This is a genomic window from Amycolatopsis melonis (assembly GCF_040064235.1).
Taxonomy (GTDB): domain Bacteria; phylum Actinomycetota; class Actinomycetes; order Mycobacteriales; family Pseudonocardiaceae; genus Amycolatopsis; species Amycolatopsis melonis.
On the sequence record NZ_JBDZYD010000011.1, the window covers coordinates 209,966 to 235,538 of the forward strand.

Below are 25,573 nucleotides of genomic sequence, written 5' to 3' on the forward strand. Positions count from 1 at the left end.
CTTTCCGGTCGCCGGACGTCATGAACGACTCGTTCATGACGTCCGGTCACCCCGCGGTCAGGACGGCGTGATCGTCCAGCTGCCGTCCCAGTCCTCGATGCGCAGGAAGGCCTGCTCGCGCAGTTCCAGCGTTCGCTGCTGGTCGCCGATCTCGTTCACCAGCAGGTCGATGCTCGACTCCGTCGTCACCCACACCGCCACGTGGCCGCGGCCCTTCGCCGTGAACGCCGCCTTCGTGACGCCCTTCGCCACCCGGAACACCGCGTCGCCCTTGCCGGACTTCGGCGCACCCGCGGTCAGCTCGGGGACGCTGCGGAAGTCGGTGATCGTTGCCGTCCAGGCGGCGTTCGCGCGGACCGTGATCTCCGTCGCCGGCTGGTCGAACGGGGACACGTTGAACCACGATGTGCCCTTGTACCTGCCGATCGCGTTCACCAGGAGTCCGTCCGCGCCGTCGGTCTCCACGAACACGTTGGACGAGCACTTCGGGCACTCGAACGTCAGGAATGCCGGCTGGTCCGCGGGCCATGCCGTGGAGAACTGGCCGTCGCCCTTGCCCGTGTGTGTCTCCGCCGGGACTTCGCGGGGTGCCGGTGGCGCGGCCGACGTCGACGGCGGTGCCGATGTGGGCGCAGGCCGGGAACCCGCGGCTCCCACGATCTCGCCGAAGCCGGTGGCGGCGGGCGCGCACGCCGAGGCCAGCACCGCCGCCAGGAGCAGCAGGCAGGACAGCCGGAGTTTCATCGTTCCCCCTCGGGACCGCCGCCGGTCCCTCTCGTGAGCTTTTCGACACGCTCCGCCAAAGCGTTACCTTCGCCGTCACCCGTTGGGGCATATCAAACCCCTCGAACGCGGTAATGGGCCGCGTGACTCCCCCGGAACTCGCCCACCTGCGTGTTGTAATCGCGCGGTCACCGCGTGGAGAGGGTCACGATGCGCTTGCTCGCCTTGGTGCTGTCACTCACCGTGATCGGCGCCACACTCACGCCGGCGCAGGCCGCCGAACGCAAGCAGCTCATCCCGGGCTACGGCTCGTACGCGCGGCTGATCCGCCTCGAACACTCCGTCATCGGCCGCGGCCGCATCATCGCCACGCTGACCAGCGAAGACGCCGGCGGGAAGTTCACGCCGGTGCTGGAGAGCACCGACGAGGGCGAGTCGTTCCACAAGATCGGCGAGATCCACGACGCCGACGGCCGCTTCGGCATGTGCTGCGGCACCGTCTACGAACTCCCCCAGCGGGTCGGGAAGCTGCGCGCCGGGACGCTGCTGTGGGCCGCGTCCTACCGGCAGGACGCCGGGCCGCAGCGGCGCGTCGGCATCCGCGTCTGGGCCAGCAAGGACGGCGGCCGCGCGTGGTCGTTCCTGTCCGAGGCCGCGCGGTCGCACAACATCGACGGCATCTGGGAGCCCGAGTTCACCGTCGACGCCGGTGGCACGCTCTGGCTGCACTACGCCGACGAGACGCAGGCGCCGAAGTACGCGCAGGTGCTCAACCGGGTCGCCTCGACCGACGGCGTGACGTGGGGCACCAAACAGCTCACCATGGCGATCCCGCCGGACCGGGTCCGGCCCGGCATGCCGATCATCCGGCGGCTGCCCGACGGCCGGTACTACTTCGCCTACGAGATCTGCAACTTCCGCGACCGCTACTGCGACCCCTACTTCAAGATCTCCGCCGACGGCGCGAACTGGGGCGATCCCGGCGATCCGGGCACCCGGGTCACCACCGCCAGCGGCAACTACTTCCAGCACGCCCAGACGATCACGCTGTTCCCCGGCGGCCCGAACGGTGTGCGGATCGTCATGGTCGGGCAGATCTACACCAACGCCAAGGGCGAGCCGCAGCCGAAGAACGGCCAGGTGCTGCTGGCGAACGACAACTTCGGCAGCGGCCACTGGTACGAGCTGCCTGCTCCCGTGCACATCACCGGCATCCACAACAACTTCTGCCCCAACTACTCCTCGACGCTGCTGCCGGTCGACGGCGGGAAGAACGTGCTGGAGATCGCCACCGAGTACAACCTCGGCTGCAAGGCCTACTTCGGCAAGGGACCCGCCTTCTGACCGCGTCCCCGTAGGCTGGAGTGGTCCAGTCACGGGGAAAGGGAGGCAGTCCATGAAGGGCATCGTGCTGGCCGGAGGCAGCGGGACGCGCCTGCACCCGATCACCCAGGCGGTGTCGAAGCAACTGCTGCCCGTCTACGACAAGCCGATGGTCTACTACCCGATCTCGGTGCTGATGCTGGCCGGGATCCGCGAGATCCTCGTCATCTCCACCCCCGCCGACCTGCCGATGTTCCGCAAGCTGCTGGGCAACGGCGACCAGTTCGGCGTCTCGTTCTCCTACGCCGAGCAGCCCAGCCCGAACGGGCTGGCCGAGGCGTTCGTCATCGGCGCGGACTTCATCGGCGACGACGACGTGGCGCTCGTGCTCGGCGACAACATCTTCTACGGCCAGGGCTTCTCCGGCCGCCTGCGGCAGGCCGTCGCCGACCTCGACGGCTGCGTCCTGTTCGGCTACCCGGTCAAGGACCCGGAGCGCTACGGCGTCGGCGAAGTCGACGAGAACGGCAGGCTGATCACCATCGAGGAGAAGCCCGCCAAGCCGCGCTCCAACAAGGCGATCACCGGGCTGTACTTCTACGACAACCAGGTCGTCGACATCGCCCGCTCGCTGACTCCGTCGGCGCGCGGTGAGCTGGAGATCACCGACGTAAACCTCACCTACCTGCGGCAGGACCGCGCCACGCTGGTCGAGCTGAGCCGCGGCTTCGCCTGGCTCGACACCGGCACGCACGACTCGCTGCTGGAAGCCGGCCAGTTCGTCCAGGTGCTGGAGCACCGCACCGGCGTCCGCATCGCGTGCCTGGAGGAGATCGCGCTGCGCATGGGCTTCATCGACGCCGACGAGTGCTACGCGCTGGGCGAGAAGCTGGCGAAGTCCGGCTACGGCGACTACGTCAAGGCAGTCGCCGTAGCGGCGGGAGCTTCGGTCTAGAACAGCTGCTCGCGCAGCGTCGGCCCGGCGTACTCGGTGCGGAACACCCCGCGTTCCTGCAGGTGCGGGACGACCTTCTCGACGAACTCGTCGAGCCCGGTCGGGGTCAGGTGCGGGACGAGGACGAATCCGTCGGCCGCGTCGGACTGGACGTAGTCGTCGATCGCCGCGGCCACGGTCGACGGCGTCCCGACGAACTGCTGGCGCGCGGTGACCTCGATCACCAGCTCGCGGATCGAGAGCTTCTTCTCCTCCGCGATGGCCCGCCACCGCCGCGCCGTTTCCAGCAGGTCCTTCTCGTGCCGGACGCGGCCCCAGGTCAGCGGCTCGGCGTCCGGGTCGGGGTCGACCTCCGGCAGCGGCCCGTCGACGTCGTAGCCGGACAGGTCGCGGCTCCAGACCTGCTCGAGGAACTGGATCGCGGTGGCCGGGCGGACCTGCTGGAGCCGGATCTCGCGGGCGCGTTCCTCGGCTTCGGCGTCGGTGTCGCCGAGGACGAACGTCGCCGCGGGCATGATCAGCAGGTCGCCGGGCTCGCGGCCGTACGCGGCCAGGCGGCGCTTGACGTCGTGGAAGAACGCCTGGCCGTCTTCGAGGGTGCCGTGCCTGCTGAAGATGACGTCGGCGGCCTTCGCGGCGAACTCGCGGCCCTCGTCGGAGTCGCCTGCCTGGATGACGACCGGCTGCCCCTGCGGGGTCCGCGGCAGCGTGAACCGCCCGTGGATGTCGAACTGCGGTCCCCGGTGGGCGAACTTGCCGGGGTCGCGCGCGAAGACGCCGTTTTCCTTGTCCCCGACCAGGGTTCCGGGCTGCCAGCTGTCCCACAGCTCGCGCACGGTGGCCAGGAACTCCTCGGCGCGGGCGTAGCGGTCCTCGCGCTTGAGGAAGCCGCCGCGCCGGAAGTTCTGGCCGGTGAACGCGTCCGGCGACGTCACGACGTTCCACGCGGCGCGCCCGCCGGACAGGTGGTCGATGGTGGCGACCTGCCGGGCCACCTCGTAGGGCTCGTTGAACGTCGACGACAGCGTCCCGGCCAGCCCGAGGTGCGTGGTGACGGCGGACAGCGCGGCGAGCACGGTGGTCGTGTTGGGCCGCCCGACGACGTCGGAGTCGAGGATCTTGCCCGCGTGCTCGCGCAGCCGCAGGCCTTCGGCGAGGAAGAGGAAGTCGAACTTGCCGCGCTCGGCGGTCCGCGCCAGGTGCTCGAAGGACGCGAAGTCGATCTGGCTGCCCGACGCCGGGTCGCTCCACACGGTCGTGTTGTTGACGCCGGGGAAGTGCGCGGCGAGCTTGATCTGCTTGGTCATCTCAGGCCCCCTGGTACTGGTTGACGGCCACGCCGAGGCCGAGGTGCTCGCGCAGCGTGGTGCCCGCGTAGCCGATCCGGAACGCGCCTGCGGCCTGCAGGGCGGGGACGACCTCGGCGGTGAACAGCGCGAGGTCGTCGGGCAGGACGGCGGGCCGGATCAGGTAGCCGTCGACGTCGCCGCCCTGCAGTTCTTCGGCGAGCCGGGCCGGGGTACCGGCGAAGAACCGGCCTTCCGGCTGCCACGGGTGCAGGTCGTCGAGGACGCGCCGGCGTTCGGCCGCGGCTTCGTCGGTCGGCGCGAGCAGGACCGTGATCGGCTCGACGGCCTTCGCGCCCGGGACGCGCTCGCCGGTCAGGAGGACGTCGGCGGGCCCCTCGTACGCGAAGGTCACGGGGTGGCCCTGCGGTGGGCGCGGCGTGATCGACGGGCCCTTGACGCTGAAGAAACGGCCTTGGAAGTCGACGTAGTGCAGCTTGTCGCGGTCGATGAACCGGCCGGTCGCGGCGTCGCGGATGATCGCGTCGTCCTCCCAGCTGTCCCACAGCCGCGCGATCACGTCGAGGACTTCGGCGTTCTCGGCCGCGGCGTCTTCCGGTGACGGGGCCGGGCGGCGGCCGAAGTGCGCGGCTTCGGCGTCGGTCAGGGACGGCACCGCGAGGACGCCGGCCCGGCCGCGGCTCGCGTAGTCCAGCGTCGCGACCGACGTCGAGACGTGGAAAGGCTCGGTGTGCGTGGTGGTGACGGTCGGGACCAGGCCGATCCGGCTGGTCAGCGGCGCGATGGCGGACAGGGTGAGCAGCGCGTCGAGGCGGCCGCGGACGACGTCCTCGCCGCCGGGCTGCAGCGCCAGGGAGTCGTCGAGGGTGACGAAGTCGAGCGAAGCGGCTTCGGCGAGCTTCGCGTGCTTCAGGTAGTGGCCGGCGGTGAACAGGGCGGCGGGCTCGACCGCGGAAACACGCCAAGCGGCCGGGTGTGCCCCGGCCCCGTCGATGGCGACGCCCAGGTGCAGCTGTGCGGAAACCATGCCTGGCCAACTCCGCGGGCGGAGCCCGGATTCCCGCTCCCATCAGCTGGGATCAGAACGGGCGGCGGGCCATTTCCTCGAGCCGCCGGATGCGGTCGGCGATCGGCGGGTGGGTCGAGAACAGCCTGCTCAGTCCCTCGCCGGGCCGGAACGGGTTGGCGATCATCAGGTGCGACTGCGACACCAGCTGCGGCTCCGCGACCAGCGGCCGGGCCCGCGTCCCGGCCTCCAGCTTCCGCAGCGCCGAGGCCAGGCCCAGCGGGTCGCCGGTCAGTTCCGCGCCGGACGCGTCGGCCTGGTACTCCCGCGACCGGCTCACACCCATCCGGATGACCGCCGCGGCGATCGGGCCGACGAAGACCAGCAGCAGGCTGACCAGCGGGTTCCCGTCGCGGTTGTTGCCGCCGAAGAACAGCGCGATGTTCGCGAGCACGCTGATCACGCTGGCCAGCGCGCCGGCGACGCACGAGATCAGGATGTCGCGGTTGTAGACGTGGGACAGCTCGTGGCCGAGCACCGCCCGCAGCTCGCGCTCGTCGAGCAGGTCGAGGATGCCGGTGGTGCAGCACACGGCGGCGTGCCGCGGGCTGCGGCCGGTCGCGAACGCGTTGGGCGCGACCGTCGGGCTGATGTAGAGCTGCGGCATCGGCTGGCGGGCGACCTGCGCCAGCTCGCGCACGATCCGGTACATCGCGGGCTGCTCGACCTCGGACACCGGCCGCGCCCGCATCGCGCGCAGCGCCAGCTTGTCGGAGTTGAAGTACGCGTAGGCGTTCATCCCGAGAGCGATGACCAGGCCGACGACCAGGGCACCGCGGCCGAAGAGCCCGCTGATCGCGACGATGATCGCCGACAGCAGGCCGAGCAGCAACGCTGTCTTGAGTCCGTTCTGGTGGCCGTGCACGCGCGCTCGCCTCCGTCCGCTCTTCAGGGGGGTTGTCCAGTGGAAACAACGCGATCGGGGGACGCGAAGTTCCTTCACGTGATCCTCGCGCGAGTTACGCTCGGAACGCGAGTTGATCACGAGCGGAGGCGCCGATGCAAGGTCGCCAGCTACCCCGGCGGAGCCTGTTCGCCCTGCTCACGGCCGGTGCCGGAGTTCTGGCGCTGCCCGGGTCGGCGCGCGCGGAGGACGTCCGGTCGGTCGACGTCGGCGGGGCACCGGGCGGGCTCGCGGTGAACCCGGTCACCGGCCTCGCGTACGTCACCGACGCCGAGGCCGGGACGGTGACGGCCGTGGACCCGCGGAGCGCGTCGGTCGACACGGTGATCCCCGTCGGCGGCGCGCCGGGTGACGTCGCCGTCGATGCGAAGGCCAACCGGATCTACGTCGCGAACCCGCCGGCGGGCACCGTGGTCGTCCTCGACGGCCGCACGCACGACCTGGTGAGCGTGGTCGGCGCGGGCGACGGCGCGTCGGCGCTGGCGGTCGACGAGCAGGCCGACCGCGTGTACGTGACCAGCGCCGCCACCGGGATGCTCGCGATCCTCGACGGCGTGAGCTGCTCCCTGGTGACCCTCGTGCCGGGCCCGAAGCCGAGCCTCGCCGGGATCGCTGTCGACACCGGCCGCAAGCTGGCCTACTGCGCGAGCACGGCGACGGATTCGGTCGAGGTGTTCTCGATCGACAGCGGGAAGTTCGTCGCGTCGGCGAAGGTCGGCCGCAACCCGACGGCGGTCGCGGTGCACGTCCCGAGCGGCACGGTGTACGTCGCGAACTCCGGCATCCACCACATGTCCATTGTGGACGCGGCAACGCGCACGGAACGCAAGACCGTGTTGCTGCGCAGCGAATCCTCGGCACTGGCCGTGCACCAGGGCACGAACACCGTGTACACCAACGGCGGCCAGAACGGGATCAGCCGCGTCGACGGCGCGGCGGGCACGCTCAGCGGCGAGCTGTCACTGGGCGTCAACCCCGGCGACGTCGCGGTCGACCAGCACACCCGCACGGTGTACGTCACCGACCCGCTGCACGGCCGGGTGTTCGTCGTCCGCGACTTCTGACGACCCACCTGGCGTAACTCCAGGTATACGGTGGGAAAACATGAAACTCGGACTGCAGATCCCCGACTTCACGTGGCCGAACGGGGCGGCCGCACTGGGCGCCGACCTGGCCGCCATCGTCCGCACGGCCGACCAGGCGGGCTTCGACTCGATCGCCGTGATGGACCACTTCTTCCAGATCAGCGCGGTCGGCCCGGCGGAAAACGACATGCTCGAGGCGTACACGACCCTCGGCTTCATCGCGGCACACACCGAGCGCGCCAAGCTGCTCACGGTCGTCACCGGCGTCCTCTACCGGCACCCGGCCCTGCTCGCGAAGGCGATCACGACCCTGGACGTCCTGTCGGGCGGCCGCGCGATCCTCGGCATCGGCGCGGGCTGGAACGAGGAGGAGTCCCGCGGGCTCGGCTTCCCGTTCCCGCCGCTGGCCGAGCGCTTCGAGCTGCTGGAGGAGAACCTCCAGTACGTGCTCCAGATGTGGGCCGACGGCGACGCACCGTTCAAGAGCAAGCACTTCGACGCGACGCGGCTGCTCAACGTGCCCCAGGCCCTCTCGAAGCCCCGCCCCCCGATCATGATCGGCGGCGGCGGCGAGAAGAAGACGCTGCGCCTGGTGGCGAAGTACGCCGACCAGTGCAACCTCTTCAACACCCCGGACCTGGAGCACAAGCTCGACGTGCTCAAGCAGCACTGCGAAAACGAGGGCCGCGACTACGGCTCGATCACCAAGACGGTCTACCACATCCTCGACATCGGCGAGGACGGCTCGAAGGTGGGCGCCCTCGTCGAGGAGCTGGAGCGGCTGAACGGGCTGGGCATCGACGTCGCCCTCGGCATGGTGCCGCACGTGCACCAGCCGTCGGTCCTGGAGAAGTTCGGCTCGGAGGTCATTCCGGCGGTCGAAAAGCTCTGACTGCCGTCTTCTGGGGCCTCCGCGTCGACGGCGCGGAGGCCTCAGCCGTCCTTGGCGACGACCCGGGTCAGGGCCGCGACGCCGATCCCGGCGACCGCCAGCACGATCCCGGTCACCGGCCAGCCCATCAGCACCAGCACCGCGCCGGTGGCCGCGAACAGGGCGAACTCCAGCAGGAAGCGGCCGGGTTCCGGGAGACGGCGGCGGGCGCGCGGGGCGATGAACAAACCCCAGACAGCGGCCGCCGCGGCCGGGAGGAGGACGGCGTCCGCGATCGCCAGCACCACTCCGCTGCCGAGCTGGGTGCCGGCCAGGGCCAGGCCGCCCAGCAGGGCCAGCTCCGTCAGGAAGCGGACCGTCAGCACCACGCCCACGCGCGGAGTCGGCTCCGAAGTCATCGCGCCAGCCTAGGGGTGGTCCACAGTGGACGTTACGGGTACACTCGGGCACGGTTGGTGAGTTTCACCACAGTTGCTCCGTTCAGGTTGCGGTTCCGAATCGGTCCACCAATGGCTCACGCGTCGCTGTAACGACCTCCCGGCGCCGGTCGACGTGTCAGGTGCATATCGCGACCGCGAGCCAAGGAGCCTGGTAGATGACCACATGTCGACTCTGCGGTTCGACAAACACGGCCAGCGTCGTCGACCTCGGTGCGACTCCCCCGTGTGAGCGATTTCTGACCGCGGACCAGCTCGACGAGCCGGAAGCCACCTTCCCGCTGCACCTGAAGGTCTGCACCGACTGCTGGCTCGCCCAGATCCCGCCGCTGATCGACCCCGGTGACACCTTCACCGAGTACGCCTACTTCTCGTCCTTCTCGACGTCGTGGGTCGACCACGCGAAGCGGTTCGTCGACGGCGCCGTCGAACGGCTCGGGCTCGGCGAGAAGTCCTTCGTCGTCGAGGTCGCGAGCAACGACGGTTACCTGCTCAAGCACGTCGTCGGACACGGAATCCGGTGTCTGGGCGTCGAACCTTCGGTGAACGTCGGGCAGGCCGCGCGCGACGCCGGCGTGCCCACCCTGACCGCGTTCCTCTCCGAGGAAACCGGCCTGCGGGTGCGCGAGGAACACGGGCCGGCCGACCTCGTCGCCGCGAACAACGTCTACGCGCACATCCCCGACGTCCTCGGCTTCACCAAGGGCCTGCGGGCACTGGTCGCCGACGACGGCTGGGTCTCCATCGAGGTCCAGCACCTGCTCACGCTGATCGAGAAGAACCAGTACGACACGATCTACCACGAGCACTTCCAGTACTACACGGTCGAATCCGCGCGCCGGGCACTGGCGACCGGCGGGCTGACCGTGGTCGACGTCGAACTCCTGCCGACGCACGGCGGGTCGATCCGGCTGTGGGCGCGTCCTGCCGAGGTGGCGGGTGAGCCCAGCGAGCGGATGACCGACGTGCTGGAGCGCGAGAAGTCCGCCGGGCTGCACGAGCTGTCCGGGTACACCGAGTTCGCCGAGCGCGTCACCCGCGTGCGGCTGGACCTGCTGAAGTTCCTGATCGAGGCGCGTGCCGAGGGCAAGACCGTCGTCGGCTACGGGGCGCCGGGCAAGGGCAACACGCTGCTCAACCACTGCGGGATCCGCACGGACCTGCTGGCCTACACCGTCGATCGCAATCCCTACAAGCACGGCCGGTTCACGCCGGGCACGCGCATCCCGGTGCTGCCCCCGGAACGGATCGAAGCGGACCGGCCCGACTACGTGCTCGTCCTCCCGTGGAACCTCCGGGAGGAACTGACCGGACAGCTCTCCTACATCGGTGCGTGGGGCGGAAAGCTCGTGTTCCCGATTCCCCGCCTGGAAATCGTCGAGGTGCAGTGAAGTGAAGGTCGTCCTCTTCTGCGGTGGCTACGGGATGCGGATGCGCAACGGCGCGGCCGACGACGTCCCGAAGCCGATGGCGATGGTCGGTCCGAGACCGCTCATCTGGCACGTCATGCGCTACTACGCGCATTTCGGCCACACCGAATTCATTCTCTGCCTCGGTTACGGCGCGTCGCACATCAAGAACTTCTTCCTGAACTACGAGGAAACGGCGTCGAACGACTTCGTGCTGCGCAACGGCAAGCCGGAGCTGCTGTCGACGGACATCGCGGACTGGACGATCACGTTCGTGCAGACCGGGATCGAGTCGCCGATCGGCGAGCGGCTGCGGCGCGTGCGCCACTACCTCGACGGCGACGAAATGTTCCTCGCGAACTACGCCGACGTCCTTTCCGACGTCCCGCTTCCCGACATGATCGAGCGGTTCTCGAATTCGGACGCCGGTGCGTCGATGATGGTCGTCCCCCCGCAGTCGTCGTTCCACTGCGTCGAAATGGACGAGGGCGGCAGGGTCGGCTCGATCACCGCGGTGAGCGAAATGCCGCTGTGGGAGAACGGCGGGTACTTCGTGCTGCGGCAGGAAGTGTTCGACCACATTCCGGAAAACGGCGACCTCGTCGCCGACGGCTGCGGTGAGCTGGCCAAGCGCGGCCGCCTGCTGGCCTACCCGTACCGCGGGTTCTGGAAGCCGACCGACACGGTCAAGGAGCGGGCGGCGCTGGACTACGCCTACTCGCACGGCGACCGGCCGTGGGCGCTGTGGGAGCGTCCCGCCGCGAGCATCGCGTGATCGGGCTGCGGCCGGGGCGGCTCGGCAGCGTCGTGGCCCTCGGCGCCCACTGCGACGACATCGCGATCGGCGCCGGCGGCACGCTGCTGACGCTGTGCGGGTCGCGGCCGGGGCTGCGGGTCGACGCGCTGGTCCTGTCCGGCGGCGGCACGCCGCGCGAGGACGAGGAGCGCGCCGCGCTGGCGGCGTTCTGCCCGGGCGCGGACCTCGACGTCACGGTGCTGAAGCTGCCGGACGGGCGGTTCCCGGCGCACTGGGAAGAGGCCAAGAACGCGCTGGAGGAACTGCGGCGGCGGACCGACCCGGACGTCGTCCTCGCGCCGCGGACCGACGACGCCCACCAGGACCACCGCGGGCTGGCGAAGCTCGTGCCGACCGCGTTCCGCGACCACCTGGCGCTGGGCTACGAGATCGTCAAGTGGGACGGCGACCTCGGCAGCCCGTCGGTCTACCAGCCGCTCGCCGACGACGTCGCGGAAGAGAAGGTCCGGCTGCTGCAGGCGCACTACGCGTCCCAGCGGCACCGCCCCTGGTACGACCGCGAAGCGTTCCTCGGGCTGGCCCGGATCCGCGGGATCGAAGCCGCCGCGAAGTACGCCGAAGCGTTTTTCGTCAAGAAACTCACTCTCGACCTGAAGGGTTGAATCCGATGCGGGTGTTGCTGACGGGGCACAAGGGCTACCTGGGGACGGTGATGGCCCCGGTGCTCGCCGCCGCCGGCCACGAAGTCGTCGGCCTGGACTCCGGGCTGTTCGAGGACTGCCTGCTCGGCCCCGCCCCCGCCGACCCGGCCGGGCACGTCGTCGACCTGCGGGACGTTTCCGCCGAGCATGTTGCCGGCTTCGACGCGGTCATCCACCTGGCCGCGCTGTCGAACGACCCGCTCGGCTCGCTCGCGCCGGAGCTGACCTACGACATCAACCACCACGCGTCGGTGAAGCTCGCGAAGCTGGCGAAGGACGCCGGCGTCCAGCGGTACCTGTACGCGTCGACCTGCTCGGTGTACGGCGCCTCGGGCGGCGACGGCCTGGTCGACGAGGACGCGCCGCTAAAGCCGGTGACGCCGTACGCGGAGTCGAAGGTGCGTGTCGAGGACGACGTCCACGAGCTGGCCGACGACGACTTCACGCCGGTGTACATGCGCAACGCGACGGCGTTCGGCTACTCGCCCCGGCTGCGCGGCGACATCGTGCTGAACAACCTGACCGCGCACGCGCACCTGTCCGGCGAGGTGCTGGTGCTCTCCGACGGCACGCCGTGGCGGCCGCTGGTGCACGCCCAGGACATCGCGCGCGCGTTCACGGCGGCCCTGACGGCGCCGAAGGAGGCCGTGCACAACAAGGCGTTCAACATCGGCACCGAGGAGAACAACGTCACGGTCGCCGAGATCGCGCAGGAGGTCGTCGAGGCCGTGCCGGGCTCGACGCTGAACATCACCGGCGAGGCGGGCGCCGACCCGCGCTCCTACCGCGTCGACTTCTCGCGCTTCCGCGCGGCGATCCCCGGGTTCACCTGCAACTGGTCGGTCAAGGACGGCGCCGTCGAGCTCATCGAGGCCTACCGCAAGTTCGGGCTGACCCGCGAGTCGTTCGAGCAGCTGTTCACCCGGCTCGCCTGGCTGAAGAGCGAGGGCGAAGCCGGCCGCGTCGACGACACCCTGCGGCGGCAGTAGTGGCCGCCCCGCAGCTGCGGACCGGGGCGGACCTGCACGCCCTGGTCGAGCGGCTGTACCCGATCTGCCGCAGCATCACCGGCGACGGGGTGCGGCAGACCCTGGACGTCATCGGCGAGCACATCTCGTTGGAACGCCATGAAGTCCCGACCGGCACCCAGGTGCTGGACTGGACGATCCCGCAGGAGTGGAACATCCGCGACGCGTACGTCGCTTCGCCGTCCGGCGAGCGGGTGATCGACTTCCAGGAGCTGAACCTGCACGTCGTCGGCTACAGCGTCCCGGTGCGGCGGCGGATGCCGCTGAGCGAGCTGCGGGAGCACCTGCACACGCTGCCGGACCAGCCGTCGTGGGTGCCCTACCGGACCAGCTACTACGCCCCGGCCTGGGGATTCTGCCTCGCGCAGGAGAAGCTCGACGCGCTGCCCGACGGCGACTACGACGTGGTCATCGACTCCACGCTCGCCGACGGCTCGCTGACGTATGCCGAGCACGTCGTGCCCGGCCGCGTCACCGACGAGGTCATCGTGTCCTGCCACGTGTGCCACCCGTCGCTGGCCAACGACAACCTCGCGGGCATCGCGGTGGCGATCTCGCTGGCCCAGCAGCTGGTCGATCCCTATTACACGTACCGGTTCCTGTTCATGCCGGGCACGATCGGCTCGATCACCTGGCTGGCGCGCAACGCCTCGCGCATCGAGAAGGTCCGCCACGGACTGGTCCTCGCCTGCGCGGGCGACCCCGGAGCGTTGACGTACAAGAAGTCCCGCCGCGGCGACGCCGAGATCGACCGCGTCATGCAGCACGTGCTGCGTACGCGCGAACACCGCGTCGTCGACTTCTCGCCGTACGGCTACGACGAGCGCCAGTTCTGCTCGCCGGGCTTCAACCTCGGCGTCGGTTCGCTGACGCGCACGCCGTACGCGGGCTACCCCGAGTACCACACCTCCGCCGACAACCCGGGTTTCGTCTCGCCCGCGGCCATGGAGGACACGCTCGGCACGCTCCGCGACGCCTTCGCGGTCCTGGACCGCAACCGCCGTTACGTCAACCTCAGCCCGTACGGCGAGCCGCAGCTCGGCAAGCGCGGGCTGTACGACTCCCTCGGCGGCCGCAGCGACGCCAAGCAGGCCCAGATGGCGATGCTGTGGGTGCTCAACCTCTCCGACGGCGAACACTCGCTCCTGGACATCGCCGAGCGCGCCGGGCTGCCGTTCGGCATCGTCGACGTCGCCGCCCGCGCCCTGCTCGACGCCGGCCTGGTCAAGGAGTGAGCGACGTGGCCAACCACCGCCGTGCGCCGCGCTCGATCCTCCGGTCGGGCGCGGTGCGCGCGATGGCCGGACGGCTCAGCTGGGGCCTCGGCGACCAGGCGGTGTCCAGCCTGACCAACTTCGCGGTCGGGCTGTACGTGGCCCGCTCGCTCGGCACGTTCGCGTTCGGCATCTTCAGCCTCGCCTGGGTGACCTACGGCGTGGTGCTGAACGTCTCGCGCGGCCTGGCCACCGACCCGGTGATGGTGCGGTTCAGCGCCGTCGGGGAAGACCGCTGGCGCGCGGGCGTGGCGAGCGCGTCCGGCACCGCCATCGGCGTCGGCTGCCTGACCGGCCTGGTCAGCCTGGCCGCCGGGCTGGCCGCGGGCGGCCCGCTCGGCAACGCGTTCATCGCGCTCGCCGTCGTCATGCCGGGGCTGCTGCTGCAGGACGCCTGGCGGTTCGCCTTCTTCGCCCGTGGCGAGGGCAAGAAGGCCTTCGTCAACGACTGCGTGTGGGGCGTCGCCCTGATCCCGGCGCTGTACGTCGCCGCGCAGGTCCACACGGTGGTCGCGTTCGTGCTCGCGTGGGGCCTGTCCGGTGCGGTCGCGGCGCTGTACGGCTGGTTCCAGACCGGGATCCTGCCGCACCCGCGGGAGATGCCCGGCTGGCTGCGCACCCAGCGCGACCTCAGCGTCCGGTACCTGGTCGAGAACGTCAGCAACAGCGGCGCGTCCCAGCTGCGGGCCTACGGCCTCGGCGCCATCGCCGGCATCACCGCCGTCGGCGCGGTCCGGGGCGCGGAGCAGCTCCTCGGGCCGTTCCTGGCCCTGCTGATGGGGCTGTCCCTGGTCACCGTCGCCGAGGGCGCGCGGGTGCTTCAGCGGGCGCCGCACCGGCTGAAGCACTTCTGCGTCGTCCTCGGCGGCGGTCAGGCCGCCGCGGCGCTGTGCTGGGGTCTCGGCCTCCTGCTCCTGGTGCCCGACAGCGCGGGCCGCTGGGTGATGGGCTCGGTCTGGGACTCCTCCTCCCCGCTGATCCTCCCGGTCACGCTCGCCGTGGTCGGCGCGAGCTTCGCCACGGGCGCGGCCGCCGGCCTGCGCGCACTCGGCGCGGCCAAGCGGAGCCTGCGCTCCCAGCTGATCGCCTCCCTGTTCTACGTCACGTTCGGCATCGCCGGCGCGTTCCTCGGCGGCGCGGCCGGGTCCGCGTGGGGTGTCGCGACGGCCACGCTCAGCGGGTCCGTCGTCTGGTGGCTCCAGCTGCGTACCGGCCTGCGCGAGTACGTGCCGCCGCTGCCGGAGCCCCAGCCTCTCGAAGAGCCGATCAAGGAATGAGGACTCCATGACCACCGTCCCGCGGCTGAGCCTCGGCCTCCCGGTGTACAACGGCGAGGAGTACCTCGCCGAGTCGCTGGATGCCCTGCTCGGCCAGACCTACGAGGACTTCGAGCTGATCATCTCGGACAACGCCTCGACCGACGGCACCGACGAGATCTGCCGCCGCTACTCCGAGAAGGACTCCCGGATCCGCTACGTCCGCCAGCCGGTGAACATCGGCGCGACGCCGAACCACAACTTCGTGTTCGACGTGTCCCGCACCGAGCTGTTCAAGTGGGTGTCCCACGACGACCTGTACGCCCGCGACCTGCTCAAGCGCTGCGTCGAGGCCCTCGACGAGCGCCCCGACGTCATCCTGGCCCACTGCGACCAGGCGATCATCGACGGCGACGGCCGCATCGTCCAGCCGCTCGAGTACACATTGGACACCGCGTCCCGGCACGCGCCGGACCGCTTCCGCAGCATCCTGTTCGAGCCCGGCGGCGACGACTTCTACGGCGTCATCCGCTCCGACGTCCTCCGCCGCGTCAAGCCGCTCGACAGCTACCACCACGCCGACCGGACGTACTCGGCCGAACTGGCCCTGCACGGCCCGTTCCACCAGGTGCCCGAGCTGCTCTACTTCCGCCGCGACCACCCGGGCCGCGCGGAACGGGCCAACCCGACCATCCGGAGCCGGTGCGCGAACCTGGACCCGCGGCGCGCGAACCGGCTCCGGCACCCGACCGTCCGCCTGCTCGGCGAGTACGTCTACGGGTTCGCGGACCTGATCCGGCGCGCCCCGATCTCGGGCGCCGACAAGGCCGAGTGCTACCGGCACCTCGGCAGCTGGCTCACCAGCCGCGCGAAGTCCCGCTCCGGCGAGCGCGTCGAGGACCGCGCGCCGACCGCCTCGGACGCCGCCACGGTCAACGCGATCGTGGCAGGCCGGGAAGGCAGGCTCGCGTGAAGCGTGCCCCGCGCGTCGGCGTCTTCGGCCTCCTCGGCTCGGGGAACCTCGGCAACGACGGTTCCCTCGAAGCCGTGCTCGGCCACCTGCGCGCCGAACACCCGGACGCGGTGCTGAGCGCCCTCGTCGGCGGCCCGGAGATCGTCCGCGAGCGGTACGGCCTCGACGCCACGCCCCTGCACTGGAACCAGTCCGAGTACGAGACGGCCTCCGGCCTGCGCTCGATCGCCCTCAAGGGCTTCGGCAAGCTCGTCGACATCGCCCGCACCGCGGCCTGGGTCCGCCGCCAGGACGTCGTCATCGTGCCGGGGATGGGCGTGCTCGAAGCGACGCTTCCGTTGCGTCCCTGGGGTTTCCCGTATTCGCTGTTCCTCCTTTCCGCCACCGGGCGCCTCTTCGGCACCAAGGTGGCGCTCGTCTGTGTCGGCGCCAACGAGATCAGCGCCCGGGCCACGCGGACGCTGGTCCGCTGGGCGGGCCGCCTCGCCGCCTACCGCTCCTACCGCGACGACATCTCCCGCGACGCGATGCGCGCCATGGGTGTCGACACCAGCCGCGACGAGGTCTACCCCGACCTCGCGTTCGCCCTCCCCACGCCGGACGGCGACGGAACGCCGGGCACCGTCGGCGTCGGCGTGATGGCCTACTACGGCGGTAACGACGACCGCGCCGAAGGCGAACGCATCTACCGCCACTACGTGGACACGATGAACCGGTTCGTCGGGTGGCTCGTGGACCAGGGCAGAGGAGTCCGGCTGTTCATCGGCGACCGGATCGACCGGCAGGTCGTCGACGAGATCCTCGAGAAGACCGCTTCCCCGCTGGTGACGGCGGCCTCGGCGGAGACCCTGGGCGAGCTGATGCACGAGATGGCGGCGGTGGACAGCGTGGTGGCCACGCGCTACCACAACGTGCTCTGCGCGCTGAAGGTCGCGAAACCGACCGTGGCGATCGGCTACGCACCGAAGAACGACGTGCTGATGGCGGAGATGGGCCTCGCCGGCTTCACCCAGCGGGCGAAGACCGTCGAGTTCGACCGGCTCGTCGAGCAGTTCACCGAGCTGGAGAACCGCTCGGCGGAACTGCGCCAGACCCTGCTCGAACGCAACGCGGCGAACGCGCAGCGGCTCAAGAACCAGTTCGCCGCCCTTTCGGCGGCCCTCTCCGGGGGTGGGCGATGAAGGCCATTCCGGTGCCCGAGATCGAGGGCGCGTACCTGTTCGAACCCACACCGCACGTCGACGACCGCGGCTTCTTCAGCCGGACGTTCGACCGCGACGTCGTCGCCTCCGTCGGCATCGACCCGGACGGGTTCGTCCAGGACAGCCTTTCCCGGTCCCGCAAGGGCGTCGTGCGCGGGATGCACCTGCGGGGCGGAGCCGGCGAAGCGAAGCTGGTGCGGTGCTCGCACGGCGCGATCTTCGACGTCGTCGTGGATCTCCGACCGGATTCGCCGACGTTCCGGAACATCAAAACGTTCGAACTTTCCGGTGAAACGCAGGTTTCCGTGTACATCCCGGCGGGGTGCGCCCACGGATTCCAGTCACTGACGGATCCTTCCGACGTTGCGTACCGTATCGACCGGGCCCACAATCCGGCCGAAGACATCACGATTTCGTACAAAGACCCTGAATTGGACATTCCGTGGCCACTGTCGGTCACAATGGTCAGTGACCGAGACGAACGCGCGCCGTCTCTCGGAGAGGCGTTGAAACCAACGAGGTGAGCCACGACATGGGAACGAACCTGCCCCGCTCCACGACGGCGAACGAGCGGCTGCACCGGGTCATCCCGGGCGGCGCGCACACTTACGCCAAGGGCTCGGACCAGTATCCCGAAGGGATGGCCCCGGTCATCTCCCACGGCCGCGGCGGCCACGTCTGGGACGTCGACGGCAACGAGTACATCGAGTACGGCGCCGGCCTGAGAGCGGTCAGCCTCGGCCACGCGCACCCGCGCGTCCTCGACGCGGTCCGCGCCGAACTGGAGAAGGGCAGCAACTTCATCCGCCCGTCGATCATCGAGGCCGAGGCAGCCGAGCGGTTCCTCGAGAACGTGCCGACGGCCGAGATGGTGAAGTTCACCAAGAACGGCTCCGACGCGACGACCGCTGCGGTCCGCCTGGCCCGCGCCGCCACCGGCCGCAAGCTCGTCGCCAAGTGCGCCGACCACGCCTTCTTCTCCACCGACGACTGGTTCATCGGCACGACGCCGATGAACGCGGGCATCCCGGAGGAGACGACCGAGGCGACGGTGTCCTTCCCGTACGGCGACCTGCAGGCCGCGGAGCAGCTGCTGCAGCGCCACGAGGGCGAGATCGCGTGCATGATCCTGGAGGCGGCCGCGGCGGAGGAGCCACCGCCGGGATACCTGCAGGGCCTGCGGGAGCTCACCACCCGCCACGGCGTCGTGCTGATCTTCGACGAGATGATCACCGGCTTCCGCTGGTCCGCCCACGGCGCGCAGGGCCTCTACGGCGTCACGCCGGACCTGTCGACGTTCGGCAAGGCACTCGGCAACGGCTTCGCCGTCTCCGCGCTCGCCGGCAAGCGGGAGCTGATGGAGCTCGGCGGGCTGCGCAGCGACCGGGAACGCGTGTTCCTGCTCTCCACCACCCACGGCGCCGAGACGCATTCCCTGGCCGCGGCGATGGCGGTCATGGACGTCTACCGCGACGAGGACGTCATCGGCCGCCTGCACGCCCTCGGCGACCGGCTCGCCGCCGGCGTCCGCGAGGTGGCAGCGGGCATGGGCGTGGAGGACCACGTGGTCGTCCGCGGCCGCGCCAGCAACCTGGTCTTCGGGACGCTCGACGAGCAGCACCGCCCGTCGCAGCCGTACCGGACGCTGTTCCTGCGCGAGCTGGTCGGCGGCGGGGTGCTCGGACCGTCCTTCGTGGTCAGTGCCGCCCTCACCGAGGCCGACATCGACCGGACGGTGGACGTCGTGGCCCAGGCGTGCACGGTCTACCGGAAGGCGCTCGACGCCGAGGACCCGGCCCCGTGGATGGGCGGCCGCCCGGTCCGGCCGGTGTTCCGCAAGTACGCCTGACCCGCGGCCGGTGGAGGACGGCCGGGAAGCCCGGCTGTCCTCCGGGTGCCGTGCGGGCAGGGCGCGGTCACCGGCCACCCGTTCCGGCAGGCCCGATTCACCCGCAGGGTCCGATGAGGACACTGCAGGGGGACTGATTCCCGGCCTGTTCGCGCGTAACTTCCTGCCATGGGCAGATCTCGCGCGGTTCTCGTCGGTGCATGCTCGCTCCTGATCGCCGTCTCCTCCCCGGCGCTCGCGCGCACCGCCGACGGGCCCGCGCCCGTGTGCGGGCACCAGCCCGCCGAGTACGAGGAAGCGCCTCCCGGGGCCGTCGCGATCGACCCGGGCGTCGACGGAGATCTCTCGGTCAAGACCGCCGCCCACCCGCCGGGCACCACGTTCTGGCTCCGCCCCGGCACTCACACGCTGGGGACCGACGAGTTCGGCCAGGTCGTCCCGAAGGACGGCGACGTCTACCTCGGCGCGCCGGGCGCGGTCGTCGACGGCCGCGGCGTCAACCGCGCGGCCTTCACCCAGCGGGCGCGCGACGTCCAGCTCCGCGGGCTCACCATCCGCGGCTTCGCCGCGCTGCAGGATCAGGGCGTGGTCAACCACGACTCCGGCGACGGCTGGCTCATCGAGAACACCACCATCGAGGACAACGCGGGCGCGGGCCTGATGGCCGGTGCCGGCCAGGTCGTGCGGCACAGCTGCCTGCGGAACAACGGCCAGTACGGGCTCAACGCCTACCAGCCGGGCGACGGCATCACCGGGCTCGTGCTGGAGGGCAACGAGATCACCGGCAACAACACCGGCGACTGGGAAACCAGGGTCCCCGGCTGCGGCTGCAGCGGCGGCGCCAAGTTCTGGGCGGTCGACGGCGCCGACATCCGCGGCAACTGGGTCCACGGCAACCACGGCGCCGGCCTGTGGGCCGACACGAACAACAACGACTTCCTCCTCGAAGACAACGTGTTCGAGGCCAACGACGCCGAGGCGCTGTTCTACGAGACCAGCTACAACCTCGTGCTGCGCGGCAACACCTTCCGCGGCAACACCCTCGTACAGGGCCGCGCGTTCGCCTCCCGCGGTGACAACTTCCCGGTCGCAACGGTGTACCTGTCGGAATCGGGTGGCGAGCCCCGGGTGCCGGCGCGGACGTCGGCCATCGACATCAGCGGGAACACCTTCGAGGACAACTGGGCCGGGATCACCTTGTGGGAGAACGCGGACCGCTTCTGCAACAGCCCGGCGAACACGTCTTCGGGCTACTGCACCAAGGTGGCGGCCAAGTCTTCGTGCGTGGCGGGCACCATCGAGAAGCCGCCGGCGTACGGCGACTGCCGCTGGAAGACCCAGCAGGTGGAGATTCACGGGAACACCTTCCGGTTCGATCCTGGACGGGTGGGCTGCACGAGCCTGTGCGGGCGGATGGCGCTGCTGTCCAACTTCGGGACCTTCCCGGACTGGTCCCCCTACAAGGGAAACGCGGTCCAGGAAGCGATCACCTTCCAGCAGGGCAACCGCTGGCACGGCAACTCCTACGCGGGGCCGTGGGCGTTCGTCGTGCATGACACCTCCAGGACGGTCGACGCTGCGGGCTGGCGGGCGGAGCCCTACTCGCAGGACGAGTGCTCTTCGTTCGACGGCGGGGCCGCCGTCTGCTGATCAGGAGCTTGCCGAGGGGGTCCGACAGTTTTCGCGACCGCCCGTTGCAGTAGAGGCTGTTTCCCTTGGCAGCAAAGGGAAAAGTCGCGAACGGAGAATTCCAGACGGCGATCGTTTCACCCTTTCCAGTGATGGCGTTCGCACAGATGTTCGCTACCGTCGAAGACATGGCCCCTGCACATCCCACCCCCGCAGCCCTCCAGCGCGACGCGATCGACGTCGTCGTGTTCGATGCGATGGGCGTCCTTTATTCCTGCGCCGACGACGTCACCGGCCTGCTGGTGCCCTATCTCCGCAGCCACGGCTGCGTGCTGAGCGGGACCGAGATCGCCCAGCTGTACGAGCAATGCAGCCTGGGCAGGATGTCCTCCGCGGACTTCTGGGCGGCGGCCGGCACATCCGGCGCGTCGGACGAGGAGTACTGCCTGAACCACCGCCTCACCGACGGCGTGGTCGCACTGCTCGCCGAGCTGGACGCCACCGGCGTGCGGCTGGTGTGCCTGAGCAACGACGTCAGCGAATGGTCCAAGCTGCTGCGTGAGCGGTTCGGGCTCGGCGAGTACATCACCAGCTGGTTCGTCAGCGGGGACATCGGGGTGCGCAAGCCCGATCCCGCGGCGTTCACCACGGTGTGCCGCCGCCTCGACGTGATCCCCGAGCGGATGCTGCTCATCGACGACCGGGAAGAGAACGTCACGGCGGCGCGCACCGCCGGCCTGCAGGCGCTGCGGTTCGGCACGCCCCCGCTGTCCACAATGGAACAACTACGGAAGGAGCTCAGACCGTGGTGAACCGCGCGCTCGGCTCTCCCCGAAGACGCCCGGCAGGCAACCGCCGGTTGCAGAGAACGAGAAGCAGGTCCTGGGCCGCCCCGGTGAGCGGGGTGCCGGTGCCGTACGACCAGTCGAGGTCGTCGGCACGCAGGGCGATGCCGGTCAGGTCGGCACCGAAGTACTTGACCTGCTTCGGTTTCATCGCAGCGAAGATCACTTCCAGGCGTTCCAGCGGCACGCGCCGGTCCAGTTCCAGCGCGGTCGTGATGTCGAGGCCGTGGATGACGTCGTGGCTCAAGGCGCCTTCCGGCCCACCGCCGGGCGGCCGCCACGGGTGGCCGGCGTTGTCCCGCAGCGAGGCAACCAGCGCCTCCCGCGAAAGCTCGGCGGCTTCCCGGCGCGCCACGCGGTCGGCCATGGCGTTGAAGCGGCCACCGGACTTCAGCAGCTCGAGCACGAACCGCCCGGCCGAGAACCGGAACGGCATAGTCATGTGGGCCACGACCTCGGCCACACGCCAGCCCGCACAAAGGGTAGGCGCCTCCCACCCGGAGGACGGCAGTTCATCGAGCAACGCAGCCAGCTCCCGCCGCTCGGCGGCGATCAGATCCTGGATCACGGGGGCCTCCTCAAGCCATCGGTCACCCCACCGACGAACAACCCCGCCCCAGACCGACACCGCACAGGAATCAATCACGGACGCGACCGCCCAGCCGGGAACGGTCACGTCCCCGGTCCCCAAGGCAGCCCCCGGCACGCCTCCAGCGTCGATCATCAGCACCACACCGCAGCCGAACCTGGTCGCGTCCCACCGCCCGTCAGCGAGGGCCGCCCTTCAGCCGAGGCGTGCCACACCGACGGCGCCCCCGGCCCTCATCGCCAACACGACCCCTCAGCCAAGGCTCGCGACACACAACACCACCACGGCGACCCGGCGCCACCACTCAAAGCCGGTCGGCGACTCGGTCCACCAGCCAGGCCGTGCCCGGCACCACGGCCAGGGCAGCGCAGAACCCACCCACGGCATCGGTCGGATAGTGCGCACCCAAAGCCACCTCGGCCCAGCCCATCACGACCCCCGCGACCAGCGCGAACCCCAGAGCAAGGACCACCGCAGCCGGCCGTCCGAGCCCGAACCGGTCGATCAGCAGCATCGCGATGACCAGCGCGAGCACCGTCGCCATGGCCGTGTGGCCGCTCGGGTAGGACAGGAACTCGCCGTGGATGGTGCGGCCGACGAGCGGCTTCAGCGCCGTCGTCACCGCCACCGTCGCCACGACGCCGAGGACCGTCACCACCGCCGTCCGGATGCGGCGCAGCAGGACGCAGACCGCCGAGAGGAGAACCACCAGGATCACCGACCCGGCCGGCTCCCCGCCGAAGTCGACGGTCAGGGCGAGGTAGCGCCACGGTGGCACGACCCCGTCGATCGACGGCAGGAGCGCCGCGTCGATGCCCGTCAGCCCGGCGTCGTGGAAGTGCAGGATGCCGAGGGCGACGAGCACGGCCGTCGCCAGGGCGGCGGACAGCGCCAGCGGAGCGCGCAGCACGGCCGGCAGGGCCGCGGGCGCCGTCCGGACCAGCTGCCTCACGCTTCGACCGCCGCCTGGTACCCGGCAATCAGGCGATCGAGGCCGACAGCGGGCGTGAAGTCCTTTTCGTACCGCACCCGCGCAGCATCCCCCATCTCGCGGTTGCGGTCGCCGACGACCGCGCGCAGCCGGTCGGCCAGCGACGCGGCGTCGCCCGGTGTGTGGAGGAGGCCGGTGACGCCGTCCTCGACGAGCTCGGGAAATGCGCCGTGCGCGGCCGCGACCGTCGGCACGCCGGCGGCCATGGCCTCGACGACCACCAGGCCGAAAGCCTCCAGCCACGTCGACGGCGCCACCACCGCGACGGCGTCGGCGGTCAGGGCGCGGCACTCCGCCTTGTTCCGGAGGCCGACGTACGAAACGTCGTCACGCCCGGCTGCCCAGGCGGCGACCTCGTCCTGCATCGGGCCGGTACCGGCGATGACCAGTGGCACGCCCAGGGCGCCGCCGAGCTGCTCCCAGGCCCGCATCAGCAGGCCGACCCCCTTCTCCTCGGTGACCCGGCCGAGGAACAGCACGTGCTTCCCGTCGCCGGTGCGGCGGACACCGGGGTCGGTGACGAAGTTGTGCTTCACCACCATCCGCTCGCCGGGCATCCCGGCCGACACCAGGAGGTCACGTTGGGCCGCCGAAATGCAGAAGAACCGCGAAACGCCCGTCCACCACCGGCGCCGGTTCGCGATCATGCTCGCCGCCATGGGGAGCGTGGCCGCGCTCGAACCGCGGTAGCAGCCGTGCTTCACCGCCGGCAGCGGTGAGCCGCCGACGCAGTCGGTGCAGATGCGGCCGTCGCGGTGGAGCGTGCCCGGTGGGCAGACCATCGTGTAGTTGTGCAGCGTCGCGACCGCGGGCACCCCCGCGTCCGCGCAGGCGGCGACCACCGACGGGGACAGGAGCGGGAACGTGTTGTGGATGTGCACGACGTCCGGGCGCGACGCGCGCAGGCGGGCGGCGAGTTCCTTCCGGACCGCCGGGTTCCACGGCACCATCAGCGGCACGGCGGCCTTGCGGGGCAGCGGCATCGCGGCGATGTCGTCGCTGCGGCGCTCGAACAACGACACCTGGTGCCCGCCCTCGGCGAGCAACGTCACCTCGGCGTCGACGACGTTGTTCTCGCCGCTCGGCTGCTCGGACCGGTACCGGTTGTGCACGACGAGCACCCTCACGCGTTTGCCCCCTTCGCCGGGATGAATGCCTGTTCGTCGGACTGCGGCACCCCGCGGACCAGCAGGGACGCGGCCACCGCCAGATGCAGCAGATACGGCGACGCGTCGCCGAGACCCGCTTCGGTGTAGGAGGCCGATACGCAGTAGGTGACCAGGAAGATCGCGCACGCCCTCGCCAGTGAGGGCGGCCGCAGCACCGCGACGACGATCAGCGTCAGCAGGAACGCGGCGACCAGCGCGATGCCCACGAAACCCTGCTCGTGGTAGATCGCGAGCCAGCTGTTGTCGATCGGGAGGCCGTCGTAGGACTTGTCCGTCAGCCCGACCCCGAAGATGTACTCCGAGGTCGTCCGCGGGGCTTCGAGCAGCGCGTCCCACACCTTCGCGCGGCCGGTCAGGCTGGAGAAGTTGTCCGCGCTCTGCCCGCGGAGGAACCACGTCTGCAGCGCGCCCGCGAGCACCACGCCGGCGGCTCCGCCGATGCCGGCCGTCCACGCGAACACCTTCCGGGCGCGGGCGCTGGTCAGCAGCATCGACAGGAAGGCCACCGCCAGGCCGGCGACGAGCCCGAGCGTGGCCGTCCGGGTGTGGGTGAGCATCAGCAGCGCCAGCACGGGCACCACGATCACCAGCGCGCTGCGCCACGTCGTGCGGCGCCCGAACCAGAGGAGGAGCGTGAGCCCGGCGACGACCGCGGCGTACTGGCCGATCTGCGGCGGGGTGAGCGGCCAGATCGCGCCCGACAGGCGGCCGCCGTACACCTCCGGCATGGCGTTGCCCGGGGCGATCACCAGGCCGATCGCCACCGACGCGAGCACCACCGTGTACGCGCGGATGTGGGCGCGGACGAAGCTGAATCCGCCGTCCCACCAGCGGGTCAGCAGCCAGAGCGTGGACACGAACACCGCGAGCCGGAAGCACCGGAACAACGCGCCGGCGCCCTCCTGCAGGTCGGCGCTGGAGAGGATGCTCGACACCAGCAGCAACGTCAGCAGCAGCAGGTACGCGCTCGGACGGATCCGCAGGTGCTTGTTCAGCACCAGCGCGATCACGAACGCCGTCATCAGCGCGCCCATGGTGACCAGCTGGCTGACCGAGCGCGGCAGCGGGAGGACCGTCTTCGCGCCGGTCGAGCCGAGCGTGTTGAGGATCAGCAGCGCCCACGCCAGGCTCGCCCACTTCGGTGCCGAGGCGGGGTCGGCGGCGGCGTTGCCGCGGATACCCGCGGCCGCTGCGCTGTGCGCCGTCATG

General features: G+C 70.5%; 25 protein-coding genes. 16 read left to right on the forward strand and 9 right to left on the reverse strand.

Annotated features, from left to right (window positions below; translation table 11 throughout):
- Positions 1-57: 57 nt before the first annotated feature.
- Positions 58-744, reverse strand: a complete 687-nt coding sequence (locus ABJI51_RS28800; protein ID WP_348954162.1) for a hypothetical protein — start codon at positions 742-744, stop codon at positions 58-60.
- 189 nt (positions 745-933) lie between these two features.
- On the opposite strand from ABJI51_RS28800, the gene ABJI51_RS28805 reads away from it, so the two are divergent.
- Both ABJI51_RS28805 and rfbA read left to right on the forward strand, forming a co-directional pair.
- Positions 934-2,067: a sialidase family protein gene (locus ABJI51_RS28805; RefSeq protein WP_348954163.1), complete on the forward strand. Its 1,134-nt coding sequence runs from the start codon at positions 934-936 to the stop codon at positions 2,065-2,067.
- 52 nt (positions 2,068-2,119) lie between these two features.
- Complete coding sequence (gene rfbA, locus ABJI51_RS28810; protein ID WP_348954164.1) at positions 2,120-3,001, forward strand: glucose-1-phosphate thymidylyltransferase RfbA; 882 nt, start codon at positions 2,120-2,122, stop codon at positions 2,999-3,001.
- Here the strand turns inward: rfbA and ABJI51_RS28815 are convergent.
- From ABJI51_RS28815 to htpX, 3 genes are read right to left on the reverse strand one after another with little or no spacing between them, the layout of a single operon-like run.
- On the reverse strand, positions 2,998-4,308 hold the full coding sequence (locus ABJI51_RS28815; protein WP_348954165.1) for an NtaA/DmoA family FMN-dependent monooxygenase: 1,311 nt from the start codon (positions 4,306-4,308) through the stop codon (positions 2,998-3,000). The genes rfbA and ABJI51_RS28815 overlap by 4 nt on opposite strands.
- A 1-nt stretch (position 4,309) precedes the next feature.
- Positions 4,310-5,335: an LLM class flavin-dependent oxidoreductase gene (locus ABJI51_RS28820; protein ID WP_348954166.1), complete on the reverse strand. Its 1,026-nt coding sequence runs from the start codon at positions 5,333-5,335 to the stop codon at positions 4,310-4,312.
- 52 nt (positions 5,336-5,387) lie between these two features.
- Positions 5,388-6,239, reverse strand: coding sequence for a zinc metalloprotease HtpX (gene htpX, locus ABJI51_RS28825; protein ID WP_348954167.1), 852 nt, complete (start codon positions 6,237-6,239; stop codon positions 5,388-5,390).
- Positions 6,240-6,373: 134 nt separating this feature from the next.
- Between htpX and ABJI51_RS28830 the strand changes: the two genes are divergently transcribed.
- Together ABJI51_RS28830 and ABJI51_RS28835 are read left to right on the forward strand one after the other, a co-directional pair.
- Positions 6,374-7,342 (forward strand): hypothetical protein, encoded by a 969-nt coding sequence (locus ABJI51_RS28830; protein ID WP_348954168.1) that lies wholly within the window; start codon positions 6,374-6,376, stop codon positions 7,340-7,342.
- 40 nt (positions 7,343-7,382) lie between these two features.
- Positions 7,383-8,255 carry an LLM class F420-dependent oxidoreductase gene (locus ABJI51_RS28835; RefSeq protein ID WP_348954169.1) on the forward strand — a complete coding sequence of 291 codons (873 nt, stop codon included), beginning with the start codon at positions 7,383-7,385 and terminating at the stop codon, positions 8,253-8,255.
- 41 nt (positions 8,256-8,296) lie between these two features.
- On the opposite strand, the gene ABJI51_RS28840 is transcribed toward ABJI51_RS28835, so the two are convergent.
- Positions 8,297-8,653, reverse strand: a complete 357-nt coding sequence (locus tag ABJI51_RS28840; protein WP_348954170.1) for a YrdB family protein — start codon at positions 8,651-8,653, stop codon at positions 8,297-8,299.
- A gap of 197 nt (positions 8,654-8,850) precedes the next feature.
- On the opposite strand from ABJI51_RS28840, the gene ABJI51_RS28845 reads away from it, so the two are divergent.
- The 12 genes from ABJI51_RS28845 (at position 8,851) to ABJI51_RS28900 (ending at position 21,582) form a co-directional block, all read left to right on the forward strand.
- A complete protein-coding gene (locus ABJI51_RS28845) occupies positions 8,851-10,083 on the forward strand; it encodes a class I SAM-dependent methyltransferase (protein ID WP_348954171.1) in 1,233 nt (410 codons plus the stop codon).
- Between the two features lies 1 nt (position 10,084).
- Positions 10,085-10,876, forward strand: coding sequence for a glycosyltransferase family protein (locus ABJI51_RS28850; protein ID WP_348954172.1), 792 nt, complete (start codon positions 10,085-10,087; stop codon positions 10,874-10,876).
- Positions 10,873-11,520, forward strand: coding sequence for a PIG-L deacetylase family protein (locus ABJI51_RS28855; protein ID WP_348954173.1), 648 nt, complete (start codon positions 10,873-10,875; stop codon positions 11,518-11,520). The genes ABJI51_RS28850 and ABJI51_RS28855 overlap by 4 nt, the downstream gene beginning before the upstream one ends.
- A 5-nt stretch (positions 11,521-11,525) precedes the next feature.
- Positions 11,526-12,548: an NAD-dependent epimerase/dehydratase family protein gene (locus ABJI51_RS28860; RefSeq protein ID WP_348954174.1), complete on the forward strand. Its 1,023-nt coding sequence runs from the start codon at positions 11,526-11,528 to the stop codon at positions 12,546-12,548.
- Entirely contained in the window at positions 12,548-13,822 is a 1,275-nt protein-coding gene (locus tag ABJI51_RS28865) for a DUF4910 domain-containing protein (RefSeq protein ID WP_348954175.1), read from the forward strand. The genes ABJI51_RS28860 and ABJI51_RS28865 overlap by 1 nt, the downstream gene beginning before the upstream one ends.
- Before the next feature lie 5 nt (positions 13,823-13,827).
- Complete coding sequence (locus tag ABJI51_RS28870; RefSeq protein WP_348954176.1) at positions 13,828-15,138, forward strand: MATE family efflux transporter; 1,311 nt, start codon at positions 13,828-13,830, stop codon at positions 15,136-15,138.
- A gap of 7 nt (positions 15,139-15,145) precedes the next feature.
- The gene (locus ABJI51_RS28875) at positions 15,146-16,090 is read left to right on the forward strand and encodes a glycosyltransferase family 2 protein (RefSeq protein WP_348954177.1); all 945 of its coding nucleotides are present in this window, start codon (positions 15,146-15,148) and stop codon (positions 16,088-16,090) included.
- On the forward strand, positions 16,087-17,271 hold the full coding sequence (locus ABJI51_RS28880) for a polysaccharide pyruvyl transferase family protein (RefSeq protein WP_348954178.1): 1,185 nt from the start codon (positions 16,087-16,089) through the stop codon (positions 17,269-17,271). Before ABJI51_RS28875 ends, ABJI51_RS28880 begins: the two co-directional genes overlap by 4 nt.
- Positions 17,268-17,816 carry a dTDP-4-dehydrorhamnose 3,5-epimerase family protein gene (locus tag ABJI51_RS28885; protein ID WP_348954179.1) on the forward strand — a complete coding sequence of 183 codons (549 nt, stop codon included), beginning with the start codon at positions 17,268-17,270 and terminating at the stop codon, positions 17,814-17,816. Before ABJI51_RS28880 ends, ABJI51_RS28885 begins: the two co-directional genes overlap by 4 nt.
- 8 nt (positions 17,817-17,824) lie before the next feature.
- Positions 17,825-19,141 carry a glutamate-1-semialdehyde 2,1-aminomutase gene (locus ABJI51_RS28890; RefSeq protein ID WP_348954180.1) on the forward strand — a complete coding sequence of 439 codons (1,317 nt, stop codon included), beginning with the start codon at positions 17,825-17,827 and terminating at the stop codon, positions 19,139-19,141.
- A 168-nt stretch (positions 19,142-19,309) separates the two neighbouring features.
- Positions 19,310-20,791, forward strand: coding sequence for a right-handed parallel beta-helix repeat-containing protein (locus ABJI51_RS28895; protein ID WP_348954181.1), 1,482 nt, complete (start codon positions 19,310-19,312; stop codon positions 20,789-20,791).
- A gap of 167 nt (positions 20,792-20,958) precedes the next feature.
- The gene (locus ABJI51_RS28900) at positions 20,959-21,582 is read left to right on the forward strand and encodes an HAD family hydrolase (protein WP_348954182.1); all 624 of its coding nucleotides are present in this window, start codon (positions 20,959-20,961) and stop codon (positions 21,580-21,582) included.
- Here ABJI51_RS28900 and ABJI51_RS28905 read toward each other — a convergent pair.
- The 4 genes from ABJI51_RS28905 to ABJI51_RS28920 form a co-directional block, all read right to left on the reverse strand.
- On the reverse strand, positions 21,569-22,339 hold the full coding sequence (locus ABJI51_RS28905) for a maleylpyruvate isomerase family mycothiol-dependent enzyme (protein ID WP_348954337.1): 771 nt from the start codon (positions 22,337-22,339) through the stop codon (positions 21,569-21,571). The two genes, ABJI51_RS28900 and ABJI51_RS28905, sit on opposite strands and share 14 nt — an antisense overlap.
- 169 nt (positions 22,340-22,508) lie before the next feature.
- A complete protein-coding gene (locus tag ABJI51_RS28910; protein WP_348954183.1) occupies positions 22,509-23,156 on the reverse strand; it encodes a phosphatase PAP2 family protein in 648 nt (215 codons plus the stop codon).
- Entirely contained in the window at positions 23,153-24,322 is a 1,170-nt protein-coding gene (locus tag ABJI51_RS28915) for a glycosyltransferase family 4 protein (RefSeq protein WP_348954184.1), read from the reverse strand. Before ABJI51_RS28915 ends, ABJI51_RS28910 begins: the two co-directional genes overlap by 4 nt.
- A complete protein-coding gene (locus ABJI51_RS28920) occupies positions 24,319-25,572 on the reverse strand; it encodes an O-antigen ligase family protein (protein WP_431605670.1) in 1,254 nt (417 codons plus the stop codon). The genes ABJI51_RS28915 and ABJI51_RS28920 overlap by 4 nt, the downstream gene beginning before the upstream one ends.
- Position 25,573: the final 1 nt, after the last annotated feature.